This window comes from Idiomarina sp. (assembly GCF_048260185.1).
Classification (GTDB): Bacteria; Pseudomonadota; Gammaproteobacteria; order Enterobacterales; family Alteromonadaceae; genus Idiomarina.
Genome location: NZ_JBLXHB010000001.1, coordinates 217,541 through 242,928, shown reverse-complemented (window position 1 = coordinate 242,928; position 25,388 = coordinate 217,541). Strand labels below are relative to the sequence as shown.

Annotated in this window: 19 protein-coding genes; 5 read left to right on the top strand and 14 right to left on the bottom strand. The window is 47.3% G+C overall.

What is annotated here, in order from left to right; translation table 11 throughout:
* The first annotated feature begins 69 nt into the window (after positions 1-69).
* Positions 70-2,523 carry an acyl-CoA dehydrogenase FadE gene (gene fadE / locus ACN0RF_RS01215; RefSeq protein WP_417437760.1) on the top strand — a complete coding sequence of 818 codons (2,454 nt, stop codon included), beginning with the start codon at positions 70-72 and terminating at the stop codon, positions 2,521-2,523.
* 103 nt (positions 2,524-2,626) lie between these two features.
* Positions 2,627-4,195, top strand: a complete 1,569-nt coding sequence (locus ACN0RF_RS01210; RefSeq protein ID WP_417437759.1) for an AbgT family transporter — start codon at positions 2,627-2,629, stop codon at positions 4,193-4,195.
* A 5-nt stretch (positions 4,196-4,200) separates the two neighbouring features.
* Here the strand turns inward: ACN0RF_RS01210 and ACN0RF_RS01205 are convergent, their stop codons facing one another.
* From ACN0RF_RS01205 to rnhB, 4 genes are all read right to left on the bottom strand, one after another.
* Positions 4,201-5,403, bottom strand: a complete 1,203-nt coding sequence (locus ACN0RF_RS01205) for a multidrug effflux MFS transporter (protein WP_253620244.1) — start codon at positions 5,401-5,403, stop codon at positions 4,201-4,203.
* Positions 5,403-7,208: a bifunctional metallophosphatase/5'-nucleotidase gene (locus tag ACN0RF_RS01200; protein WP_417437758.1), complete on the bottom strand. Its 1,806-nt coding sequence runs from the start codon at positions 7,206-7,208 to the stop codon at positions 5,403-5,405. Before ACN0RF_RS01200 ends, ACN0RF_RS01205 begins: the two co-directional genes overlap by 1 nt.
* Positions 7,209-7,220: 12 nt before the next feature.
* Positions 7,221-8,156 carry an isopenicillin N synthase family dioxygenase gene (locus ACN0RF_RS01195; protein WP_417437757.1) on the bottom strand — a complete coding sequence of 312 codons (936 nt, stop codon included), beginning with the start codon at positions 8,154-8,156 and terminating at the stop codon, positions 7,221-7,223.
* Between the two features lie 66 nt (positions 8,157-8,222).
* Positions 8,223-8,897: a ribonuclease HII gene (gene rnhB / locus ACN0RF_RS01190; RefSeq protein ID WP_417437756.1), complete on the bottom strand. Its 675-nt coding sequence runs from the start codon at positions 8,895-8,897 to the stop codon at positions 8,223-8,225.
* On the opposite strand from rnhB, the gene ACN0RF_RS01185 reads away from it, so the two are divergent.
* Positions 8,889-10,460 (top strand): AbgT family transporter, encoded by a 1,572-nt coding sequence (locus ACN0RF_RS01185; RefSeq protein WP_417437755.1) that lies wholly within the window; start codon positions 8,889-8,891, stop codon positions 10,458-10,460. The genes rnhB and ACN0RF_RS01185 overlap by 9 nt on opposite strands.
* 41 nt (positions 10,461-10,501) lie before the next feature.
* Here ACN0RF_RS01185 and ACN0RF_RS01180 read toward each other — a convergent pair whose 3' ends face one another.
* Together ACN0RF_RS01180 and ACN0RF_RS01175 are read right to left on the bottom strand one after the other, a co-directional pair.
* Entirely contained in the window at positions 10,502-11,797 is a 1,296-nt protein-coding gene (locus tag ACN0RF_RS01180; protein ID WP_417437754.1) for a PAS domain-containing methyl-accepting chemotaxis protein, read from the bottom strand.
* Positions 11,798-11,947: 150 nt separating this feature from the next.
* Entirely contained in the window at positions 11,948-12,361 is a 414-nt protein-coding gene (locus tag ACN0RF_RS01175) for a VOC family protein (RefSeq protein ID WP_034821619.1), read from the bottom strand.
* 70 nt (positions 12,362-12,431) lie between these two features.
* On the opposite strand from ACN0RF_RS01175, the gene ACN0RF_RS01170 reads away from it, so the two are divergent.
* Together ACN0RF_RS01170 and ACN0RF_RS01165 are read left to right on the top strand one after the other, a co-directional pair.
* On the top strand, positions 12,432-12,845 hold the full coding sequence (locus ACN0RF_RS01170; protein ID WP_034821621.1) for a DUF3293 domain-containing protein: 414 nt from the start codon (positions 12,432-12,434) through the stop codon (positions 12,843-12,845).
* A gap of 27 nt (positions 12,846-12,872) precedes the next feature.
* Positions 12,873-13,766, top strand: a complete 894-nt coding sequence (locus ACN0RF_RS01165) for a DMT family transporter (RefSeq protein ID WP_063219823.1) — start codon at positions 12,873-12,875, stop codon at positions 13,764-13,766.
* On the opposite strand, the gene ACN0RF_RS01160 is transcribed toward ACN0RF_RS01165, so the two are convergent.
* The 8 genes from ACN0RF_RS01160 to ACN0RF_RS01125 form a co-directional block, all read right to left on the bottom strand.
* Positions 13,756-14,811: an endonuclease/exonuclease/phosphatase family protein gene (locus ACN0RF_RS01160; RefSeq protein WP_273025355.1), complete on the bottom strand. Its 1,056-nt coding sequence runs from the start codon at positions 14,809-14,811 to the stop codon at positions 13,756-13,758. The two genes, ACN0RF_RS01165 and ACN0RF_RS01160, sit on opposite strands and share 11 nt — an antisense overlap.
* Positions 14,812-15,161: 350 nt before the next feature.
* On the bottom strand, positions 15,162-16,745 hold the full coding sequence (locus ACN0RF_RS01155) for a dihydrolipoyllysine-residue acetyltransferase (RefSeq protein ID WP_417437753.1): 1,584 nt from the start codon (positions 16,743-16,745) through the stop codon (positions 15,162-15,164).
* 12 nt (positions 16,746-16,757) lie between these two features.
* On the bottom strand, positions 16,758-17,735 hold the full coding sequence (locus ACN0RF_RS01150) for an alpha-ketoacid dehydrogenase subunit beta (protein ID WP_011234915.1): 978 nt from the start codon (positions 17,733-17,735) through the stop codon (positions 16,758-16,760).
* Positions 17,735-18,922, bottom strand: coding sequence for a thiamine pyrophosphate-dependent dehydrogenase E1 component subunit alpha (locus ACN0RF_RS01145; protein WP_110013810.1), 1,188 nt, complete (start codon positions 18,920-18,922; stop codon positions 17,735-17,737). The genes ACN0RF_RS01150 and ACN0RF_RS01145 overlap by 1 nt, the downstream gene beginning before the upstream one ends.
* Before the next feature lie 157 nt (positions 18,923-19,079).
* Positions 19,080-20,111 carry a succinylglutamate desuccinylase gene (gene astE, locus ACN0RF_RS01140; RefSeq protein WP_417437752.1) on the bottom strand — a complete coding sequence of 344 codons (1,032 nt, stop codon included), beginning with the start codon at positions 20,109-20,111 and terminating at the stop codon, positions 19,080-19,082.
* A gap of 9 nt (positions 20,112-20,120) precedes the next feature.
* Positions 20,121-20,831, bottom strand: coding sequence for a DUF599 domain-containing protein (locus tag ACN0RF_RS01135; protein ID WP_417437751.1), 711 nt, complete (start codon positions 20,829-20,831; stop codon positions 20,121-20,123).
* Positions 20,832-20,962: 131 nt separating this feature from the next.
* Positions 20,963-24,139 (bottom strand): efflux RND transporter permease subunit, encoded by a 3,177-nt coding sequence (locus ACN0RF_RS01130; protein ID WP_417437750.1) that lies wholly within the window; start codon positions 24,137-24,139, stop codon positions 20,963-20,965.
* A gap of 5 nt (positions 24,140-24,144) precedes the next feature.
* The gene (locus tag ACN0RF_RS01125) at positions 24,145-25,374 is read right to left on the bottom strand and encodes an efflux RND transporter periplasmic adaptor subunit (RefSeq protein ID WP_342488119.1); all 1,230 of its coding nucleotides are present in this window, start codon (positions 25,372-25,374) and stop codon (positions 24,145-24,147) included.
* Positions 25,375-25,388 lie beyond the last annotated feature (14 nt).

The window sequence follows — 25,388 nt, the reverse complement described above, 5'->3', positions numbered from 1 at the left end:
AAAATATACTCCGGTTGATCTAACTTGCACAGTATCACTGGTCAGACCTCCAAATCGGAGTATTACATTATGAGTATTGCACTTTGGATTGTCGCTACTGTTATAGTCGCGGCTGCATTAATCTACAAACGAGCCAGCCTGGCTATGTTCAGTGCCGGTCTGGTTATTATGTTCGCTATTGGTAGCGCAATCGACATTGTTGGCCCGGTGCTTTGGGCTATTCTGGCAATTGTTCTGGTTCCGCTTAACATAGCGCCAATTCGTTTAAACCTGCTGACTAAGCCTATTCTTAGCGCATATCGCAAAGTAATGCCAGAAATGTCTGATACCGAGCGTGATGCACTGGAAGCCGGTACGGTCTGGTGGGACGGCGATTTATTCAGTGGTGACCCTGACTGGTCAAAACTTCATAAGGTACCTAAAGCCGAGTTAACGGCTGAAGAAAAAGCCTTTCTGGACGGGCCTTGTGAAGAAGTCTGCAAAATGCTGGACGACTGGGAAGTGACCCACGAATTAACGGACATGCCTGAGCACGTCTGGCAATACCTGAAAGACGAGAAATTCTTCGCCATGATCATCAAGAAAGAATACGGTGGCCTGGAGTTCTCTGCCTACGCGCAGTCTCGTGTTTTACAAAAGCTTGCCGGTGTTAGCACCGTGCTGGCCTCAACCGTCGGCGTTCCTAACTCATTAGGCCCGGGCGAGTTATTACAGCATTATGGTACGAAAGAGCAGCAGGACCATTATCTGCCACGCTTAGCCAACGGTGACGAAATTCCCTGCTTTGCTCTAACCAGCCCTGAAGCCGGTTCTGACGCAGGTGCTATTCCTGACTCAGGTGTGGTTTGTAAAGGTGAGTGGAACGGTGAAGAAATTGTCGGTATTAAACTGAATTTCAACAAGCGCTACATTACCTTAGCACCAGTAGCTACTGTTTTAGGTCTGGCATTTAAAATGTACGACCCTGACAACCTTATTGGTGAAGAAGAAGAGCTGGGTATTACCTGTGCGCTTATTCCTCGTGACACCAAAGGCGTTGAAATTGGTCGCCGTCACTTCCCGCTGAACGTTCCGTTCCAGAACGGCCCTATTCGCGGTAACGACGTATTCGTTCCATTAGATTACATTATTGGTGGACAGAAAATGGCCGGTAAGGGCTGGCGTATGCTGGTTGAATGCCTGTCAGTCGGCCGTTCAATTACCTTGCCTTCAAACAGTGCCGGTGGCATTAAACAAATGGCTCTGGCAACTGGTGCTTACTCACGCATCCGTCGTCAGTTCAAACTACCTATTGGTAAAATGGAAGGTGTTGAAGAGCCAATGGCTCGCATAGGTGGTAACGCGTACCTGATGGATGCGGTGACTATGTTATCCACCAAAGGTATTGATTTAGGCGAGAAGCCTGGCGTTATCGGTGCCATTGCGAAATACCACATGACTGAGAAGCTACGCGCTTGCATGGACGACGCCATGGACGTTCACGGTGGTAAAGGTATCTGTTTAGGACCGAATAACTATCTTGGTCGTGGTTACCAGGGTGTTCCGGTCGCCATTACAGTAGAAGGTGCCAACATTCTTACCCGCAGTATGATGATATACGGCCAGGGCGCTATTCGTTGCCATCCATTTGTTTTGAAAGAAATGGAAGCCTCGGCTGAAAAAGGCCCGGATGCCTTGAAGAAATTTGATAAAGCCGTGTTTGGTCATATTGGCTTTGCCATCAGTAACTTTGTTCGTTCACTGTTCTATGGTTTTGGTGGTCACCGCCTGAGCTCTGTTCCGGCTAGCGACGAAACCCGTAAATACTACCAGCAGATGAACCGCTTCAGTGCCAACATGGCGTTATTGTCAGACATTGCCATGGGTAAACTGGGTGGTAGCCTTAAACGTAAAGAGCGCGTTTCTGCGCGCTTAGGTGACATGCTCAGCTACTTGTACATCGGTTCTTGTGTACTGAAGCGTTATCATGACCAGGGTCGCATTAAAGAAGACTTGCCGTTAGTTCACTGGGCTATGCAGGATACTCTGCATAAGCTTCAGGAAGCGCAGCTGGAAATGCTGGCGAACTTTGGTGGTGTGGGTAGCTTCATGCGCGCCGTTATGTATCCGTTAGGCCGTATTGCTAAACGTCCTACAGATAAAAACGATCATGAAATTGCCCGTATGCTAATGTCACCAAACGACGTCCGTACACGTTTAGGTGAAGGCCAGTTCCTGAGCCCTGAAGGTCACTTTGGTTTCCTTGAAGAAACCCTGAAAAACGTGATTGCCTCAGAGCCACTGTACGACAAAGTTTGTAAAGCAGCCGGTAAACGCTTCAGCTTTACTCAATTAGACCAGCTGGCCGCTAAAGGTAAAGAGCTGGGTGTATTGAGTGACGACGAAGTTGCTCTGCTTGAGCGCACGGAAGTTGGTCGCCTGCGTACCATAAACGTTGATGACTTTGCTCCGGAAGATTTATTAGCCGGTCAGGCAGCATTCGATTATGCTCTGAAAAACCTTAAGAAAGATGAAGCTGCATAACAGCTGAAGGTTAACCTACAAACGGCGCCCCTGATTTCAGCGGCGCCGTTTTTTTATGCTAGAATCTTGCGCTGGTCTAAAACTTATAATAAAGGCGCGAGTTATGCAGTCTCCCAATAATGACTATAACGCTACCAGCAAACGAGGCTGGTTTACCCGTTTTCTCGATGGCGTTGAGTGGCTTGGTAACCTGTTACCCCACCCTATTACCCTATTCGCAGTTTTCTGCTTATTCATTATTTTCATTAGTGGCATCGCTGCTTATTTTGGTGTCAGCGCAGTAGACCCCAGAGATGGTGAAACTGTTATCAAAGCGGTCAGCTTGCTGAATGCTGAGGGAATACAACGCATTGTCACTAACCTGGTCACCAACTTTACCGGCTTCACGCCTTTAGGGACTGTGTTAGTTGCTCTTTTAGGTGTTGGTGTTGCTGAGCGCTCAGGCTTAATTTCTGCGGCTATGCGGGGACTGGTTATGAAAGCCCCGCGGCGCCTGGTAACCGTAACCATTGTCTTTGCCGGTGTTATTTCTAACACAGCAGCAGAACTGGGCTATGTTGTACTGGTACCACTTGCTGCCATGATTTTCTACGGTCTGGGGCGTCACCCTTTAGCCGGTTTATCGGCCGCTTTTGCCGGGGTTTCCGCAGGCTACAGTGCCAACCTGCTAATTGGTACAGTAGACCCTTTACTGTCGGGTATTACTGAAGAAGCCGCTAAAATTATTGACCCAGCCTATACCGTTGGCGCAGAAGCCAATTGGTATTTTATGATGGTCAGTACCTTCTTAATTGCCATTATGGGCGCGTTGATAACCGACAAAATTGTCGAACCTAAACTCGGTAAATACAACAAAGACGAAGCCTCTATTGATTTGTCCGATCAATCCTCAATGGACCCTCTGAACAAACAGGAAAAACGAGGATTAATTTACGCCGGGTTAAGCGTTCTGGTTCTTGCCGGTATTCTGGCATTAACCGTTGTACCTGAGTGGGGTATTTTACGTCACCCGGAAACCGGTGATGTTAAAGGTTCGCCATTCCTGAAAGGCGTGGTTGTTTACATCTTCTTCTTTTTCGCCATTCCCGGCTTTGTCTATGGTCGCACGGTTGAGACCATGCGGAACGATCGCGATGTTATCGACGCGATGTCGCACAGCATGAGCACCATGGGTATGTATATTGTGCTGGTATTTTTTGCGGCGCAATTTGTTAACTTCTTTAAATGGACGAATTTCGGGACTATTTTTGCCATTAATGGTGCAGAGTTCCTGACCAATATTGGCATGACCGGCCCTATCATTTTCCTGTTCTTCATTATGGTCTGCGGCTTTGTAAACCTGATGCTGGGCTCAGCTTCTGCGCAGTGGGCTATTACCGCTCCTATTTTTGTGCCGATGCTGATGCTGGTCGGTTACTCACCAGAAGTCATTCAGGCGGCATACCGCATTGGTGATTCAGTCACCAACGTTATTACCCCTATGATGAGTTACTTTGGCTTAATATTGGCGGTTGCGGCTCGATACAAGAAGGATTTAGGTATTGGTACTCTGGTTGCCATGATGCTGCCTTATTCTATGTTCTTCTTTATTGGCTGGTCGGTGCTTTTCTTCCTTTGGGTCTTTGTCTTTGGACTCCCTGTAGGACCAGCCGCACCGACTTATTATAACTAAGAAGCTTATTCAGGCCGGCGCATTACGCGGTATGCAATTACCGCGAGTAAGCCGGCCACACCTATGACCCAGGCCATGGCGTAATCAGTGAATGAGCCAGCCTGACTCACCCCGGCAGAAACCAAACCCGCAATTAAAAACTGTAAGCTACCGGTTACGGCAGACGCCGAACCTGCGCGTTCTTTCTGTTCAGCCAAAGCCCCGGCCATAGCGTTCGGGAAAACCATGCCTAAAGTCGAAATATAGGCAAATAACGGCAGCAATATTCCCCAGAAACCGGCATTAAAATACGCCATAACGCACATGACAATGGACACCACGGCTAATATCGGTAAGGAAACGTTGAGGATCTTGCGTGAGGAGTGGTATTTCAGCAACCATCCATTAAGCTGCGAAAAGCCAATAATACCAATAGCGTTTAATCCAAACAGCCAACTGTAGTGCATGGGTTCAAGACCAAAAACCTCAATAAACATTTTTGGCGAACCTGTGATGTAGGCAAACAACCCAGACTGAGCAATAGCACCTGTTAACGAATAACGCAGGAATGAAGGATCTCGCAAAACAGCCCAGTAAGTGCTGCCGGTATTTCGCATACGCACGTCATAACGGCGCCCGCGGGTTTCCGGCAACACAAAGTGGATAGTCACGGCGGAGGCCACACCTAAACCGGCGACAATTAAGAACAGAGCACGCCACCCCATCCATTCGGTTACATAGGCACCAAACAGAGGCGCCAGAATAGGCGCAACTCCCATTACCAATATGAGGAATGAAAACACACGGGCCGACGCTTGTGGTGTATATAAGTCACGCACCACAGCCCGTGCAATAACGATACCGGCACAAGCTCCTATAGCCTGCAGGAAACGTAAAGCAATAAGCCACTGAATATCCGGCGCAAAAGCACAACCAATGGATGTCACCACGTAAATAGCTAAACCGATATAAAGCGGGTTTTTACGCCCAAATTTATCGGTCGCTGTACCGTAGAGCAGTTGTCCAATAAAAAGACCGAAGAAAAATGCCGTCAGCGACAGTTCAACGTGGTGTGTATCGGTCGCATAGTCCGACGCAATAGCGCTGAAAGCCGGGAGGTACATATCAATGGAAAGTGGCGCAAAGGCCGTCAATAACGCCAGAATAACAACTATAAAATCGAATCTGGCGTTATCGGAAACAGGGGCTGGCTCGAATGGTCGAGCCATTATTTATCTCCCACAGGAACATACGACTGCGTCGCAAATTCTTGCGGACGCTTCAGAACCTCCTGCTCTCTGGCATAATCCACCAGCGACTGAGCATAGTCTATTCCGGTATTACGGGCTCGTCCGCGCTCACTGACACGATAAAAGGTGTCATAACCGTCCTGACCGCCTGCAATAAAGCTGTTTGTCACCATCACGTAGGTTGCTCTGGCGGTCATTGGCTGCCAACTGCTGCTGCCTTTATCCCACACTTGCAGGTTAGACACACGACTGCCTTTTTCTTTGGTTAAGTCCACCGAATAACGAATACCGGCACCATAGGGATAAGCTCGGGTTGAGCCGCCATCAGAAATGGAATAGGCCAGTGCTTCTTCCATTGCCTGTTTGAACTCAGAGCCGCTCAGTTCCAGCTTAACCAGAGTATTCGCAAAAGGCAGTACATTGAAAGCGTCGCCCACGGTAAAGTCCCCCTGGCTAATGCCAGAGCGGACACCACCACCATTTTGAATAGCAAAGTCAGCTTCCGGCACTGAGCTCAAAAAGGCTTCAGCAACCAGACGGTGAGCACCAGAACTCATAATGTCAGCGCAACCATCGCGTCTCGGCAAATCAATTTCCTGACTACAAATTTGCTGTGGCACCTGCGCCAGCACTTCGGCAGAAAACTCTTCAACTTTGCCTTGATACTCCTGCAACATGCTTTGCAGCTCAGCGTCAGGTTCAACAAAGCTGAATACGTCACTTTCTTCCAGTGCGGTTTTAATCGGCTCGTAAGTTGTCACAATGCCGTCGCTGACCTGAATGTCGTTACTCAGAAGATAATGCGGACGCCCGCCGCACTCTGCAATTTTGTCACCTTCAAATACCGCCTGCATCTCGCCAACTACCAATGAATATTGATAAGCATGGCCAATACAAACTTTGTCGCCGTCGGCATTGCTCAGTTCGGTTGGATAAGGCCCGTCAGACTCCATACCAAAATCACTGAAATCGCCTAACAGCGTATGCGAATCACCACCAATAACAATATCCACGCCCGGCAACTGCTGCACCAGCTCTTTGTCCCGCTCGTATTGAATGTGCGTCAGAAGCACTATTTTCTCGATACCCTGCTGTTGAACTTCCGCGATATACTTGCGCGCCGTTTCCAGCTCGTCTAAAAACTCAGTGGATTCATCAGGCTGCGATGACTTCTTGGTTTTACTGGCAATATCCAGACCAATAATGGCTATTTCTTCACCGCCACGCTCGACTATTGTGTAGGGCTGAAACATTTGCCATTCGCGGTTCGGAGTTAACGGCGACTCACCAACTTTGGGTTTTATATTAGCTCCGAGCTTTACGGTAGGACAGCTTTCAGTCCCCAATGCCTGCAGAAACTCGGCAAGGCCGGCGTCACCGGTGTCAAATTCATGGTTACCAATAGTGAAGGCATCGAAACAGACGTTGTTCATCATGCGGGCGTCGGCTTCACTACCAAACAAAGTGAAATATAAACTGCCTGTCAGAGCGTCACCGGCATGCAATGTCAGCACATTTTCGTTAGCCGCGCGGAGCTTTTTAATTTGCGCGCCTACACGCGGGAAACCGCCGGCTTCAACTTGCCACTCCTGCTCTCCCCACACTAAGGTTTGCCGCTTAGCATCCAAATTAGAATGGTGGTCATCAATGTGTAGCAACGTCAACCGAAACTCATTGCTTTCAGGCTCCTGCGGAGCAGATGCGCAACTGATTAATAATGCAGAAACAGTGACAGCAGCCACACCCCGAACTATGCGTTTTAGATTAAACTCGCCTGTTTTCACCAGCTGTTCCTTTTAGTCTTTTATCAAACCAATTTCACGTAAGCGCTGCATTAGATAGTCATCAGCCGTAATAGGTTCATCTCGCTGAGGATTTTCATCCGAAATACAGCTTTCCAGCGGTGTGATCATCACATCCGGATTAAAATGTAAAAAGAAAGGTATTGAGTAACGCGATTTTTCATTAAATGGTGCCGGCGGATTAACCACCCGATGCGTTGTCGATGGCAGCACATGATTCGTTAAGCGCTGCATCATGTCACCCACGTTACAAATAATAGCACCTTCAATAATGGTTACCGGCACCCAGGTGCCGTCTTTCGCCAGCACTTCTAACCCCGGTTCACGCGACCCCACCAATAGTGTCAGAACGTTGATGTCTTCATGCGCACCGGCACGAACCGATGGCGTATCTTCATCAATAATAGGTGGATAGTGTAAAGGCCGCAAAATTGAATTGCCGTTATTCACTTTATTGCGGAAAAAGTCTTTCGGCTGACCCAAATAAACTGACAGAGCTTCCAGCACCTGATTACCAAGGTTATCCAAAGCCGCATAAATAGCTAGCATATCGTCTTTAAATTTAGGCAACTCTTGTGGCCAGACGTTTGGCAATAGTTGTGGGTATGCGGGCTCCCCTTCAACTTCACGACCCACATGCCAGAACTCTTTTAAGTCGACATGTTTGGCGTCTTTAGCCACTTCAGTACCAAAGGGCGTGTAGCCTCTGGCGCCACCCTGACCCGGGCGGTGATATTGTTTTTTTACATCTTCAGGTAATGCAAACAATTCACGACAGGTATCCAGTGCCCGTTCAATAAGCGCGGTATCGACGTCGTGCTGGGTTAAGGCAATAAAACCGTATTTTTCGTAACCATTACCGACATCTTGAGTAAAAGCATCAAAATCATTCTGATAACGGCGCATATCAACGTGCGGGATAGACTGCATGGTGAATTCCAACTTCCTGAAAGAGCTTAATGAACAGGCCGTTATTGTATGAATTTTCGGGTTAAATCACAAGTTAGCAAGGAGCCGCTTAACCGGGTTAAAGCCTTTACGGTGTATAGGACAAGGTCCGTATCTTTCTAATAATTCCAGGTGCTTGGGCGTACCATAAGCTTTGTGCTTATCAAATTCATATTGTGGGTACAATTCATGCCACTTGAGCATCTGTCTGTCCCGCTCCACTTTCGCTAAAATTGAAGCAGCAGCAATGCATTGTTCGCTGGCATCGCCGCCAACAATGGCTTTTGCCGGTACATTCAACTCCGGAACCCGGTTGCCGTCCACCAGCACCATATCGGGTTTGACCGGCAGTGCTTCCACAGCTCGCTGCATGGCTTTCATCGACGCCCAGAGAATATTAATGGCTTCTATTTCGTCGGGGTCAGACTGAGCAATAGCCCAGTAAAGTGCCTTTTCTTTTATTTCCAGACTCAATTTTTCACGCTTCTTCTCGCTCAGTTTTTTTGAGTCGTTAAGCCCTTCAATTGGGTTATCCGGGTCTAAAATGACAGCCGCTGCCACAACCGGCCCGGCAATAGGTCCGCGACCCGCTTCATCTGTACCACAAATCATTGACACTTTTTCACCTTGTTCGCTTTGTTCCACCTTACAATAATGGTTATGATACCTGCGCATAATAATTAGACCAATAAAATAACAACCAGGGGTTTCACCATGGCTCAATCTCCACAACCAGACCGTTCGCAAAAAGAAAAACCGGACAGTCTGTTAAATCGCCTTTTAGACGGCGTTGAAAAGGTCGGTAATAAACTGCCCGATCCGGCCGTCATGTTCTTTGGCTTATTAATCATTGTCTGGGTAATGTCGTGGCTGTTGTCCGGCGTGAGTTTTGATGAGAAGCACCCGCTTACGGGTGACTCTATTGGCGTCATCAACTTATTAAGCGGCACCGAATTTGCGGCTTTTCTTGCCAATATGGTTGATACCTTTATGGGTTTTGCACCCCTGGGGGTTGTGCTGGTAGCTATGCTGGGTGTGGGTGTAGCCGAACGCTCGGGCTTTATTAATGTTGCCATAAAACTCATGTTGAACGTTACGCCGAAAATGTTGCTGACGCCGGTTTTGATTCTGGTTGCTATAGTCAGCCATACGGCAGTTGATGCTGGCTATGTTCTGGTTATTCCTTTAGGCGGTGTTATTTTCTACGCGGCCGGCAGACATCCGCTGGCGGGTATTGCTGCAGCCTTTGCTGGTGTTTCCGGCGGCTTCAGTGCCAACTTCGTACCTTCGGCAATCGACCCATTACTGCAGGGCTTTACTGAAAGTGCCGCGCAAATTATTGACGCCGACATGCAGTTAAACCCACTGAATAACTATTACTTTACAGCCGCATCGTCAATTGTCGTCGTTGCCATTGGCTGGTTCCTGACGGACAAGGTAGTTGAGCCCCGGTTACGCGGTGCCGAAATTGATGGTGACGCCGAAGATATGCCTGCGTTAGACGACGTCTCCCCACGAGACCGCAAAGCATTTTATGCTGGCGTAATTACCATGGCGGTAGGTTTGACTCTGTTGTATTTCTCAGCAACGGCTGAAAATACTCCTTTGGCTGACCCGGCAACCGGTGAATTGGCATCTTACTCAGCACCTCTTATGGGTATGATTGTACCGCTAATTTTCTTGCTGTTTATTATCCCAGGTATTGTTCACGGTTATGTTTCCGGTAACTTTACCAACTCCCAGGACGTTATCGGCGCAATGACTAAGTCAATGGAAGGCATGGCCTACTATATGGTTATGGCGTTCTTCTGTGCCTTATTCATAAAAGCGTTTGGAGACTCACAACTCGGCACTTTAATTTCCGTTAAAGGCGCTAACTTCCTGGCCAGTCTGGAGTTGTCCGGTGGGGTCACTATGGTCGGTATCGTCTTCTTAGTAGCCTTTATTAACTTATTTGTCGGTTCAGCATCGGCTAAATGGGCCCTGATATCCCCTATTTTTGTGCCTATGCTAATGCAGTTAGGTTATTCACCCGACTTAACCCAGGCGGCGTATCGTGTCGGTGACTCATCCAGTAATATTATTACGCCGTTGCTGCCCTACTTCCCGCTGGTCGTTCTTTATTGTCAGCGCTATGTTAAAGGTACAGGCATAGGTACTTTAGTGGCAATGATGCTGCCATATACTGTAGCGCTCTTAATACTATGGTCTGCCTTCCTTATTCTCTACTGGACTCTTGGCTTTCCTCTGGGTATTCAGGCAAATTACGTTTACCCTGCGGGCTAAATGTCTAAGTGTAAACTCATGTGAAAAACCAGTGAGTCACCTTATGAAAGGTGGCTCACTGCATTTACAACGTTCGTCGCACCTTCGTCTATCTCTTCTATCAAGTTTTTCACTTTTTCAATTTGCTCTTTGCTCAGTTCAGCCATCTTTTGAATATCATCTATCGAAGTCGATATCGCGTGCGAAACTTCAGAACTGCGTTCCATAACACCGGAAATTTGACTGGTTGCCTGTGTCGTACGAGACGCTAAGTTTCTCACTTCATCTGCAACAACAGCGAATCCTCGTCCGTGTTCCCCGGCTCTGGCCGCCTCAATAGCTGCGTTCAGCGCCAATAAATTGGTTTGCTCTGCCAGTCCGTTAATCGTTTTCACAATGTCTTCAATACTCCGGGCTTGCTCATGAAGTTGTTCAATAACTTCATCGGTTTTATTACTTCTCGACAAAATCTCATTCGAGGTTTCTACAGAAACCTCTATCGATGCTTTACCGTCACTGACAATGGCAGCCGTTTGCTGAGAGGTAGAATAAGCCACCGCAGCGGCTTCCGCAGTTTGCTGAGCTTTCACCACACTGGCCGTTACGTCACTGGCAAATTTAATGACTTTTGTCACCTGCCCGTTTTCATCAAAAATGGGGTTGTAGCTGGCCTCAAGCCAAATCGCCTCCCCATGCTTACTCAGGCGTTTAAATTGCCCTGTTTTAAACTGACCATTACTCAGTTCTTTCCAAAAGCCGGGGTTTTCATCATAAAACGTCTGTTCACAAAACAAGCTGTGATGGCGCCCTTTTATTTCGTCTGCCCGGTAACCTAATGTATCTAAAAAGTTCTTATTAGCGCGAAGAATCTTGCCCGATGGAGAGAACTCTATTGTTGCCATAGACTTGTCAATAGCAGTACTAACAGCAACCTGATGTTCTAATTCTGAAGCTTCGTGGGTCACATCTTTAGCAATTTTGGTAATATATTCGACCTGCCCCTCCGAGTTCTTGATCGGAAAGTAAGAAGCTTCTAACCAAATAGCACTACCATCATTGCAAAACCTTTTAAAGCGTCCATGATGGGACTGACCCTGAGCCAGTTTATTCCAAAAACTCTGGTACGCTGTGCTTAACGCATACTCGTTATCACAAAAGATTTTGTGATGCTTTGACACTATCTCGTCAAGCCGATAACCCATGGCTTCCAAAAAGAGGTTATTAGCATTTAAAATATACCCTTGAGGGGTGAAATCAATCCGGGCGATATTACCATCAATGGCGTTTATCAGTTGCTCGTATTCACTCAGCTCTTTATAGGTTTGCGCAAGCTGATACTTCGTTTTTGAGCCAAACATGGGGCTTTCCTACTCATAATAAATAAAAAAATATTATAAGAAGATACGCTCAGCAAAATGATTCAGGATCATTGTTGAACGTTTTGTTGAGTGGAAATTTAGATAAATCTAAATATATCAATGGCTCGCTAATGAATTTTTTTACTTTTGCTATGCACTCCAGGCAGGGTTCCGGGTTACTTCCCAAATATGCCCATCCGGATCTTTGAAGAAGCCCCCATAACCACCCCAAAACAGGTCTTTTGCAGGTTTTAGAATATCGGCTCCGGCCCGTTCCGCTTCCACCATAACGTCGTCAACCGCAGTGCGCGACTTGACGTTATGGCTTAACAACACTTCATTCGCTGCACGGGCAACTTCAACGCCCATTTCTGCAGCAATACTTTTACGTGGCCATAAAGCCAGTCTGAGACCACTGGGTAATTTAAAGAAAACCACGGCGCCATGCTCAAACTCGTCACCTATAATGCCATCGGTTTCCCAACCCAGGCCGTCCCGATAGAATATAAGTGAACGTTTAAGGTCATCAACACCTAGAGTGATCACACTAATACTGGGGTTCATAGAACCTCTTCACGGTTAACGCTAAACTCTTGCTATGTACTCTACATAGCATCGATACTCGGGTCAAAACATGGATAAAGAACTGCTAAACAGCTATAAAAATACAGATTATTGGTTCGCAGTTGGAGAAAAGACAATCACTTTGACTATAGGTCAAAAGAATAATGCCTTTGACCGTTTATGTGAGCGCCTTGGTCAAACTACAGGCAGCTTTATCACAGCCTGTAACCCACAAAGCCAACTGCTTACAAAGAACGAAAATAAAAGCAGAAATAAGCAATTAGCGACTCGTTTAGAGCAAATGGCTGAAATTCACTGTTTTTCAGGAGAAGGTCAGGATCGCGACAAACAATGGCCCCCGGAAGCCAGTTTTATGGTCTTAGGCCTCAACCAGAAAACAGCCATTGACCTCGCACGAGAGTACCAGCAAAATGCCCTGGTCTGGATTGAATACCAACAAGCAGCAGTACTCATCGACGTATGAGTTAAGGGGTCACCATGCCATCACACCATAGCCGCTGATAAACAAGCCTTTGTTTATGCGATCATCGCCGTACTGTTATGGTCAACGGTGGCTACCGCATTCAAAATAACCCTGCAGTACATGACCCCATTGCAGATGGTTACTGCTGCCAGTAGTGTTTCTTTTGTCATTCTCGCGCTGGTCTGCCTTATTCAGAAAAAAACCAGCGAATTAATACTCGAGCTACGTAAAATGCCCTTGTATTACCTGCTCATGGGGCTTATTAATCCACTTATTTATTATCTGGTGCTTTTTCAGGCTTATAAACTGCTGCCGGCTTCCGAAGCTCAACCACTCAATTACACCTGGGCCATTGCCCTTAGCATTATGGCCGCTCTGTTTTTAAAACAAAGCATACGCCGTCGCGACTGGGTTGCCTGCGCCTTAGGTTATTTCGGAGTATTGGTTATTGCCACACGAGGTAATGTGCTGGAGCTCAGTTTCAGCGACCCCTGGGGCGTTACGCTGGCGTTAATTTCCACTTTCTTGTGGGCTGGCTACTGGATCCTGAATACGCGCCGAAACGCCGATTCAGTTGTTAGCTTAGTACTTTCTTTTGGCTTGGCCTTACCCATACTTATTGTCGCCAGCTTCATATGGAGTGACTGGTCTGCAATACCTTGGCAAGGCTGGGCAGCGGTAAGCTACGTAGGCCTGTTCGAAATGGGAATAACCTTTCTATTCTGGTTAAAAGCCATGAAAACAGCCACCAATACAGCACTTATCAGCAACTTAATTTTTATTTCGCCCTTTATCTCGCTGTTGCTGCTCTCAGTCGTGATTGGCGAAACCATTTATCCAAGTACGCTGGTTGGGCTTATGCTTATTATTTTCGGGCTGTTAGTTCAACGTATTCACTTTCGGCGTAAGCTTAAGCCATAGCCTTATTAACAATCTCATCAGCAGCTTCCTTATCATCTTCATCTGGTGACGGACCATCATCCACACCATTTTCTCCCGGTGCTAAAGCAAGTTCCGTCAGTAATGGAAAATGATCTGACCCAAAACCCGGTAAACGTGTCATTGAAACCAGAGCAAAATGGTGGCTGTGAAATATATGATCCAGCGGCCAGCGGGCAAACCAGTACTCCGCGTGGAAAGTATTAAACATACCACGCCCGATACGGGGGTCTAACAAGCCACTAAGCTTGCGGAAAAGAAGCGTCGTGCGCGACCAGGCAACATCGTTCAAATCTCCAGTGACTATAGTCGGATATTTCTCCGGCTCAACCCGACGAGCAACCAGCACCAGTTCAGCATCCCGCTCTGCCGACTCTTCATTTTCAGAAGGGCTGGGTGGCGCAGGGTGCACAAAATGCGCTTTTACTTTCTGTCCACAAGGCAGCTCAATAAAACAATGTACCGACGGTTTATCGTCTTCAACCAGATATTCAACACTGACATCAGACAAAGCATAACGAGAATACACATGCATGCCGTAGAGGTTATCTAAAGGTACCTTTACCGTATGCGGATAATCCGATTCAATCGCATCCAGCTTCTCCTGCCACCAGTCATCAGACTCAAGTGTGACCAGCACATCTGGCGTAAAATCATGAACAAGCTTTAGCAAGCCATCACTATTATGGTTAGGAGTAAGAACATTCGCGGTCATAATGCGCAAGCGCCCGTTAGCATTACCCGGCCGGACAGCTTCAACTTCCTTAGGAAAGAAAAAGGTATAAGGCACAACCCACCAGAGCTGACAGACCAGACAACCAATAATCAGACCCAGCGTTACCGCGTTAATTGAATTCCAGTCGCGTATAACAACCAACCCTACTATGAGAAGGGCAGCTAATAACACCGACAGCTGCAAACGCGGAAAATCCAAACCACGTATCCACCAAACTTGCGCTCGGGACAATGGCGCCAGGGTAAGCACCAACAGTAATACCGCTAAGGAAAGATAAATGACTTCAAACATGCTGACTCTCAATACTTCTCAGATAAGAAAACAATAGCACAGCTGCAAAGGATAAGGTGAAAGGAAGTGTTAACGCTCCTACGGATAGAGCGCTCCGCTTGGAGTCAAAACCCTCTGCTCATTACAGCTCCCGGCGGGACTTAGTGAAGCGGTAAGAGTTAAGGCCCTCTACTACAGGAGTGTCGAAGGCCATGGATGGCCTTCGTCAAGCCCTCATGGATGAGCTCGTCGCGTCTCCTGTAGTAGAGGGTCTTAACTCCTAGCGAAACTAAAAGTCCCCCGGGAGCTGTGTGACGCCAAGGATGGGTTTACGGCGTGTTCCGAAGCTTTATCTAACTCTTTGTTTCTGACTAGACCATGTTAACCAGCATGCTGGTTGGGTCTTCGAGGTATTCCTGCCAGAGTTTGTTGAAACGGGCAATGGTGCCGCCATCGATAATACGATGGTCGCCTGACCAGCTTACCGTCATTATTTTACGGGCTACCACGTTACCGTTGGCATCAAAGCGCGGCAGTTCCTGCACCTTACCTAAAGCGACAATCGCGGCTTCAGGTTTGTTGATGATAGGAGTTGCCACCGTACCGCCAATAACACCAATGTTTGAAATGCTGATGGTACCGCCTTTCATATCGGCTTGTGGCAACTTACCTTCACGCGATGCCTGAGTCAGACGAGTGACCTCATTGGCTACATCAATGATGCTTTTGTTTTGTACCTGTTTTACGTTAGGTACTAACAGGCCAATCTTGGTGTCAACGGCCATGCCAATGTTGTGATCATCAAAATAAGTGATCTCAGTACAGTCTTCATTCACCTGTGCATTCATCACAGGGAATTCTTTCAGTGCCAGCGAAAGAGCTTTGATAAAGAATGGCATAACAGTTAAACGAATACCCTTCTCTTTGTATTGCTCTTTTAGCTTTTCACGCAATGCGATTAAGTCAGTAACATCGAACTCATCGGCGTAAGTGAAATGTGGAATCGTACTGACCGAGCTCATCATCTGCTTAGCCATAGCCGCTTTCACACCACGGATAGCTTCAGTACGAGTACCACCGCTAGTAGCCGCGGCTTTCTGCGGTTGCTGGCTATCGCTTGATGCGGCTGACTTCTGCTCACCCGATTTAAAGGCTTCAATATCTTTCTTCAGAACCCGGCCTTTTTTACCTGAACCTGGTACTTCAGCAATGTTAATATCGCTCTCACGTGCCAGACGACGCACAGCCGGGCTGGCAATAGCTTTGCCCTGACGCGCCTTCGCGGGTGGCTCCGCTTCTGCTTTGGAATCCGATGGCGAAGTCTTAGCGTCGGGGTCAACATGGCTCTGTGGAGCATTTGAACCCGATTCTTGAACGCCACCAACTGGCTTCAACGCAAACAACGGCTTGTGTACTTCCGCGATATCACCTTTTTTGTGATACAGCTTAACTACGGTACCGTCGTCTTTAGCCGGAATTTCAACCGTTGCTTTGTCCGTCATCACTTCAACAACCGGCTGATCTTCTTTCACTTCATCGCCTTCAGACACAAGCCATTCAACGATTTCGCATTCAACAATACCTTCACCGATATCCGGTAAAATAAAGTCGGTTGTATCACCGTCAGTCGAGGTCTGTTTTTCCTCTGTTTTCGGTTCTTCTTTTTTAGCAGGCGCGCTGTCTTTTTCCTTGGCAGGTGCCTCGTCAGAAGATCCGTCAGCTGGCTTTATTGCAAATAACGGTTCGTGAACCTTGGCAATATCACCTTTCTGGTAATACAGTTTTTCCACAATGCCGTCGTCTTTGGCCGGGATCTCAACCATAGCTTTGTCGGTCATGACCTCAACTACGGGTTGGTCTTCTTTAACTTCGTCACCTTCGGCAACCAGCCACTCAACGATTTCGCACTCTACGATCCCTTCGCCGATATCGGGCAGAATAAAGTCTTTACTCATGTCGATGGGTCCTTAGTAGTTCATTGAGCGTTTGATCGCTTCATAAATCTTCAAGTGATCAGCCATGTACTCTTTTTCGTGACACAGCGGATACGGTACGTCGATACCGCACACTCGGCCAATTGGTGATTCCAGGTACAGGAAGCATTTGTCCTGAACGGTTGCCGCAATTTCGCTGGCGAAACCACCGGTAATCGGTGCTTCCTGCGTAATCACCAAACGACCGGTTTTTAAAACCGATTCTGTAACGGTTTCAACATCCCATGGAGAAATAGTACGCAAGTCAATGACTTCGCACGAAACGCCGTCTTCTTCGGATTTTTCCACCGCTTTTTCAATCATTTCCATCTGCGCGCCCCAGCCAAGAACGGTAATATCCTTACCTTCTTTGACTACGTCGGCTTTGCCTAATGGAATGGTGTATTCTTCTTCCGGAACATCGCCTGTTGACGCGCGGTACAACCGCTTAGGTTCCATAAACAAGACCGGGTTTTTATCAAAAATAGCGCTCAGCAGTAACCCTTTTGCTTCGTACGGGTTACGCGGGGTCACTATTTTAATACCCGGCGTATGCGCAAAGTAAGCTTCCGGAGACTGCGAGTGGTAATGACCACCGGCGATACCACCACCGTACGGGGTACGAATAGTTAAACCACCAACGTTAAATTCATTACCTGAACGATAACGGAACTTGGCCGTTTCATTCACAATTTGGTCAAACGCCGGGAAGATGTAGTCGCCGAACTGAATTTCGGCAATGGCATAGCTGCCTTGTGACGCCAGGCCATTGGCAAAACCAATAATCCCCTGCTCTACCAGTGGAGTATTAAAGTTACGGTGCTTGCCGTATTTTTCAGTCAAGCCTGAAGTGGCGCGGAATACACCACCAAAGCCACCGGTATCTTCACCAAAACTGTATACGTTGTCATGCTTAGCCATCGCCAGGTCTAGCGCGCTGTTGATGGCCTGTAGTAAATTCATTTTAGCCATTAGTCCAGTCTCCCCGACGTTTTACTATAGGCATCCGGGTATTTACGGATGTGCTCTTTCAACTCGTCTAACTGCTCTTTCAGCATGTCAGTCGGTTCGTCGTAAACATCATTGATCAGCTCATCAATGTGCGGGACCGGCACTTTTTCTGACTCTTTTAACGCCGCCAGAACTTTCGCCTTAACTTCAGCATGATGTTCTTCAACGTGGTCTTTATCCAACCAGCCTTCGTTCATCATCCACTTTTGTAAACGCTCAAGCGGATCTTTCGCCTGCCAACCCGCTTCTTCATCACGCGTACGGTAACCAGTAGGGTCATCCGAGGTCGAGTGACCAGACATGCGGTAAGACATGGCTTCAATTAAAACAGGTTCGTTTTCTTCTACAGCCAGACGACGAGCTTCCTGTGTCGCTTTGAGTACAGCGAAAACATCGTTACCGTCTATGCGTATGGTTTTCATGCCATAGCCTATACCACGCGGGGCAATACCGTCACCGGCATACTGTTCGCCTTGCGCCGGTGTAGAAATAGCGTAACCATTATTACGGCAGAAGAAGATGACTGGCACTTTATAAACCGATGCCATATTCAGAGCCGCGTGGAAATCACCTTCAGAGGCAGCACCTTCACCGAAGTAACAGATAGTGCACTTCTCGGTTTTATCCATTTTCTGACCAAACGCATAACCTGTTGCCTGTGGAATTTGTGTTCCCAACGGCGAAGAAATAGTCATAAAGTTTAAGTCAGCACAACCGTAGTGAACCGGCATTTGGCGACCTTTACCTAAGTCTTTTTCGTTCGAAAACAGCTGATTCATAAACTGTTCAACGGTAAAGCCACGGTAAGCTAATGCGCCCTGCTCACGATATTGGCCCATGATCATATCACCAGCATCCAGCGCGGCGGCAGACGCCACACTCTCGGCTTCCTCACCTCGTGAAGCCAGGTAAAAACTGATACGGCCCTGACGCTGTGCGGCAATCATGCGTTCATCAAGAATACGGATAAATTGCATGGTGTCGTGAATTTTCACGATCAGCTCTTTATCGTACTCCGGCATGTCCGCATCTTTATGAAAACTGCCATCTTCTTTTAAGATTTGCAGCATTGGAATTGTGACTGAGTCTTTATCAAACCATTTCGGTTTCGTCACAATTTCTGTGTCGTGTTTTTTATCCTTGACCATAACCTTCTCTTTCGGTTTTAAGCTGGGTTGGAAATTGCCGCTACTTTACCTTTACGTAAAGTGACATGCAAACCACTCCCTAATGAAAACTGAGTGCGCTAAGTGTAAATAGAAACGAACAGTCTTAACAAAGTTCGGTAACTTAGGCTCAATAATTTCAGACTAAATCGAGCGACTCTGTGGGTACTCTAACCACAGTTAACAACGCCCGGTGCCCCAGCGCCACTTTGGCATTAGGGAAAATAATATGTTCGCCGTCATGCTGCGCGTAACATGCCTTGTCACCGTCTCTGGCCAGTAGCTCCCCTTTATTAAAAGAGGTGAAGTTAGCCACATCATCCGCAAAGTTTAGCTCAAAGTCAGGTTGTGTGCGGTTTATGGTTTGAGCTTCCTTAAACACATAGTGTTGTTCTGGTTCAAAGGGACCAAAATCCAGCTCAGTTTGCGAAATTAAGTCGCGCAAGGTGGTTTCCGCTGCGGCAAACTTAGCCCTGTCATTTTCGCCAAATGGACGGACTTTACCCAGCTCAACGGTAAACGCATGGGCGTTAAACTGACGCGCGCTAAAATATGAAAATGTCGTTGTCGGTGCCTGATTTAATAATACCGTATCAACACCACAAGATAGCAAAAACTGAAGCTGTTGGCGGCTGTAAGGTGCGCCGTGAGTGAACGGATAAACCGCAAATTTCTCACGTTTTGAGTCGCGAATAGCAGTATGTAAGTCATAATGAAAACGTTCGCGGGTTCCTTCCGGAGCCAATTGATAAAAACGCTCCACATAGCTTTCTATCTTTGCTGCGCGCTCGCGTTCTTTATTTTGCGTACTGCCTTTACTGTGCTCACCACTAAACAGCCGGTTCATATTTTCTTCAACAAACCGCTCACCTTTGTTTATTGAGGCGGGGTTTGCAATTAAAAACAGCGTGCGGTGCGTTACTGTCTGTTTTTCATTAATAATGTCATTAATGATATCCCGGCATATTTCGATAGGAGCCGTTTCATTTCCATGCACCGCACAGGATAACACAATATCCTTGTGTCCCGGATTAGCCGGTGAAACTTCTAACACTCCGCTATCCCAGACCGACAGTTTCGTGCCATTGCCCAGTGTTAAGTCATGGCTCTCGCTACAACCCCACTCATGTTCACGAGTCCAGGCCAGAAAATCAGAAAATACCTTATTCACAACCTTCTCCTATTTTTTTCCCGGCACATAGCCTTTCGTTGCCAACAATTCACGTAATACTCGTGAGCGATATTCACGACGATAAAGCACTGCGACCACCACAGCACTTGAAGCAATTAAGATGACGGGATGCAGAAACCAGGATAAATAGGCCAAAGCAAAATAATATGTGCGCAGACCCTTATTGTACTCATGCCCGGACTGATCCAGTACTTTTGCTGCGTGCATAGCAAAACGCTGACGCTCTTCTTCCGGTTTATTGCCCTGGTGATACTCGACCGAGGCTCCCAGCAGGACGGACACAAAACCGAACTGACGAATAGACCAGGTAAACTTAAAAAAGGCGTAGATAAAGATAATGGCTAACACCGACAGCTTGAACTGCACCAAAATAGAACTGGTATCTGGACTCATCGGAATTTCATTTAGCACTAACACCACTTCATCGGCATGCGCTAAGACCGTAATAACACCAGCCAGAACTAAAATGGTAGAGGAAGCAAAGAAGGTTACAGTACGCTCGACATTACCAATAAGTGACGCGTCAGCAACTTGATTCTCTTTGTGCATGACAGTGGTAAACCAGTCAATTCTTAACGAGCACAAAATACTCGACAGACAATGCGTGGTTCGGGCTCGCTTGCGGGCAAACAATGAATAGCCTATCCAGCAGAAAAAGAAAAATAGCAATGCGGCAAGATCAAGAAGCGACAGCAACATGTCAGCGTTTCCTCTGGAGTTTTCGGTTATTAATAATTTAACAGTTTAGAATAGTTAGTTTACCAGTTTATGACGAACCATACGATAAAGCCGGAGACTTAGCTCCGGCTTTCTTTCATTTGCTCAGACACTTAGTAGTGTTCCAGTGCCTCTTTAGTACTCATGTCTTTAGGTTCAGGCGGTGTTGCCAGCCCATACCAGGACAACATGGTGCGCAGCCCTCGCTTAGTATCAGCCAAAATCAAGTACAGGCAAGGTATTAACAGCAAGGTAATAATCGTTGCGAAAATAATACCGAAGGCCAGCGATATTGCCATTGGTATCACTATCTTAGCCTGCAGACTCTTCTCCAGCACTATCGGAAGCAAACCGAAGAAAGTCGTTAACGAGGTTAAGGTTATTGCGCGGAAGCGGCGACAACCGGCATCCAGCACCGCTTTACGCAAATCCGTCCCCATCTCCCGGGCTCGGTTAACGTAATCAACCATGACCAGACTGTCGTTCACCACAACCCCGGCTAACGCGATAATACCAAACAAGCTCAAAATGCTGACCGGCATACCAATAACCCAGTGGCCAATAACCGCACCAATCATACCGAAAGGTATCACCGACATAATAATTAATGGCTGGCTATAGGATTTCAGCGGAATAGCCATTAACGCATAGACAGCAAACATTGCCAGCAGACCACCAATTGCCAGCGAGCCCGTTGCTTCAGCTTCGTCCTGAGTAGCGCCCTGCAATTGAAAGCTAACGCTTGGGTACTTATCCAGAATTGGCTGAATTTTCTCTTCACGCACCTCTTTGACGACCCGGAAAGGCTCGACTTTGTCTTTGTCGGCACGCGCACGAACATTCACAGAGCGCTGGCGGTCAATACGGGTAATGGTGCTGTAGCCTTCGGCAAATTCAATATCTGCCAACTCAGTAAACGGAATTTCAGAACCATCCGCTGCGCGCAGCTTCATATCCTGTAAATTGCCAACCGACTCACGCTGGTCACGAGGATAGCGAACCATCACTTTAATTTCCTCGTCGCCTCGTTGTATACGCTGTGCCTCGGCACCGTAAAATGCGTAGCGTACCTGCGTTGCCAATTCAGCCAGATTAATCCCCATAGCTGTCGCTAAAGGCTTAGTCTGCAGCAAAATCTCTTCTTTACCGTCACCAAAGGTATCTTCAATATCGAACACACCGTCGTAGTCAGCCAGTTCCAATTTCAACTCATCAGCTGCGGCTTTCAGTTCGTCCAGGTCTTCACCCACTAACTGAAATTCAATATCAAAGCCACTACCGCCGCTCATGCTTCCCTGAAAATTAAGAGCTCGCACTCCGGCCAGTTCAGGAACAGCTTCACGCCACTGGTTCACAATTTCAAACCCGTCTATCTGGCGATCTTCACCTTTTTTCAATTCAACAAAAACAGTACCAGCAGTATTACCGTCCATCCAGATATTGGTATGGCGGACAACAGCTTCGCCATCCTCTTCTTTTATTCTACTGTTTACTGCGTTGAGTGATTTTTCAACACTGTTCAGAACTTCAATGGTACGAGTTTCTGACGTTCCGGGCTGCATCTCAACGTTAGCCTGCACAAAGTCACTGGGAATATCGGGAAAGAATACCCAGCGCACAATACCGCCACTCATCAACCCAGCCATTAGTATCAGTAATGCAACGAAACTGGCTAAAGTCGTATAGCGATAATGCAGACACTTCTTAAGAAATGGTCGATAGTAGTTCTCTACAAATGACTTAATTGCACCTGCAAATTTATTACGGAAGCGTTGAAACGCATTGGCTTTTTCACCTTTTTCTTTGGAGTACTTCATATTGGCGATGTGTGCCGGCAATATGAGTTTTGACTCCACCAAAGAAAACGCCAGACAAAGAATAACGACCCAGGCAATAGACTCCCAAATGGCCCCCATGCCGCCTTCAACCGTCAACATCGGTATAAAAGCAACCATGGTTGTTAATACACCGAAGGTAGCCGGCATAGCGACTCGTTTGGCTCCGGCAATAACGTTATCGATACTTTTACCGTTTTCCTCTATTTCGGTATAGGCGCTCTCCCCTATGACTATTGCATCATCCACCACTATCCCTAACACGAGTATAAAGCCGAACAGCGATATCATATTAATAGAGATATCAAACATCGGCAGCGGCATTAAAGCGATAGTACCCAGGAAACATACCGGAATGCCTATCATGACCCAGAACGCTAAGCGCAGCTGTAAGAACAGCGACAACATGAGGAATACCAACAGTCCACCCATCCACATATTGTTCAGCATCAAGTCTAAACGGCCTTGCAGGTAATAAGACGAATCTCCCCATTGTGCTACCTGAACGCCGTCGGGCAGCTCTTCATTTTTTCTTTCCGTATAACCACGGACATACTCTGCTATCTTAAGGTCGTTCTGATCGCCCACTGACTGCACCCGGACAAAAGTTGCCGGTTTACCGTCAAAGCGGGTATAAGACTCTTCTTCAATAAAACCATCTTCTACCTTGGCAATATCGCCCAGGGTCAAGCGCGTACCGTCAGCACGGCTTAACAAGACAATTTTCTCAAACTCACCGCCAACGTAGGCCTGGTTATTAGCGCGCAATAAAATGTCACCGTTGGGCGTTTTAATTGAGCCGCCCGCAACATCGATTGAGGTACCACGAACCGCGTCTACAATTTGCGAAAAGGTCAGTCCGTAGCGTTCAAGATCCTGCTGAGAAATCTCAACCGAAATTTCATAATCACGGCTACCGACAACATCAACTTTGGTTATGCCGCCGACAGTCTTGAGCTCATCGCGAACTTCCTTTGCCAGCTCTTTACGGGAGCGTTCATCCAGGTCACCGTAAACCGACATCCAGATAACTTGTCGTTGTGGTCTTACCCGGTAAATATTCGGTTTTTCGATTTGCTGGGGAAAGTTAGGAATCGCATCCACCAGCATTTTTACCTCGTCCATGACAACTTGTACGTCATAGTCAGGCTCAACTTCCAAAGTGACACTACCGCCGCCTTCCCGCGACTGAGAGGTCATTTCTTCAATACCATCAACATCTTCAATGGCATCTTCTATCAGCATAATAACGCCTTGCTCCACTTCCTGTGGCGCAGCACCGGGGAACGGTACCTGAATGCTGATAATATTCAGTTCAATTTCCGGAAACATCTGCTTGCGTACGGTGAACACTGATAGCGCACCTGCAACCAGAATAATGATCATCAATAAATTTGCGGCTACCGAGTTGCGTGCAAACCACGCAATCAGACCGGTTTGTTTTTCAGTCGTCATGATGTTTACCCGCCTACATTTTCAGAGTCTTCGGCTTTTTTCTCGCCGTCTTCATCTGTCTTAGCCGTTGTTTCCATTTGCTCCGGTAGTGGGTCGCCGGGCAAACGTACCTTCATACCCGGTAACGCATTCTTCAGCTGCGTCAGCACCACTTTATCTCCACTTTCCAGTCCGGAGCTGATAAGGCTTGTATTGCCCTGAGTTCGCACAACCTCAACATCACGTTTTTCCAGCTCGCGACTTTCAGGAACAATCCAGACAGACCCATCAGGATTCAGTGCATAGGTAGGAACTTCGATAACTCCCTGAGCCGCAGTGCCCTCAACTTTTGCCTGAACAAAACGCCCATAGCGCAAAGGAATAGGATGTGTCTCTTCCCCCAGGTTATAAGGGTCAGAGACTTCTACGACACCATAGATAACCCGGCTGTTTTCATCTAAAACGCCTTCTGTACGAACCAGACGCCCCTGCCAGGTTGCCGACTTTCCGGAAACCATAGACTCTAACTGCACTCGGGGCGATTCTTCAGCAACAGCCGGATCAAGAATGTAAGTCATATCAAGATCACTTAATGGTAACCGGACTTCGGCGGTGCGGGTATCAAAAACCAGGGCTATTTGGCTGCCCGTTGACACAAATTGTCCCAGGTTAGCTTCTTTACTGCGAAGTACGCTGTCGTAAGGAGCTTTTATGGTGGTCCGCTCTAAATCACGCTCGGCTTTGGCGACATTAGCTTCGGCTGACTCTACTGCAGCAATGGCACTGGCCAGTTGCGGTTTGCGTAACCCCAACTCTGGCGCTTTACCTTCTTTAAATGCCGACCATTCTTCTTCAGCGACACGGGCACGTGCTTTTTCTTGTTCTAGCTCAGACTGAGCTTGTAACAAAGCAGCACGTGCTTGCTGGACTGCAACTTCATAATCAGAAGGATCAACCTGAACCAGCATGTCGCCCTTTTTGAAGAAGCCACCGGCATGGTAATTCTCAGCAACGTCGACAATCTGTCCGGTCACTTCTGCAACCAGTGTGGTAGAGTGCTTTGGTTTTACCGTTCCCTGAGAATCAACGATAAAGGTCATGTCACGAGGGCTCACTTCCAGAATTTCAACCATCGCAGCGGGTTTACTTGTATCTTTCTGTTTTGGCGGCTCCGCAGACATGCTTGCAAGTATCGATAAAACGATAGCTCCAACAATAATTAACGGCGGAATAAAGGCTCGTTTTTTAAATTTCATTTTTTATTGTTCTC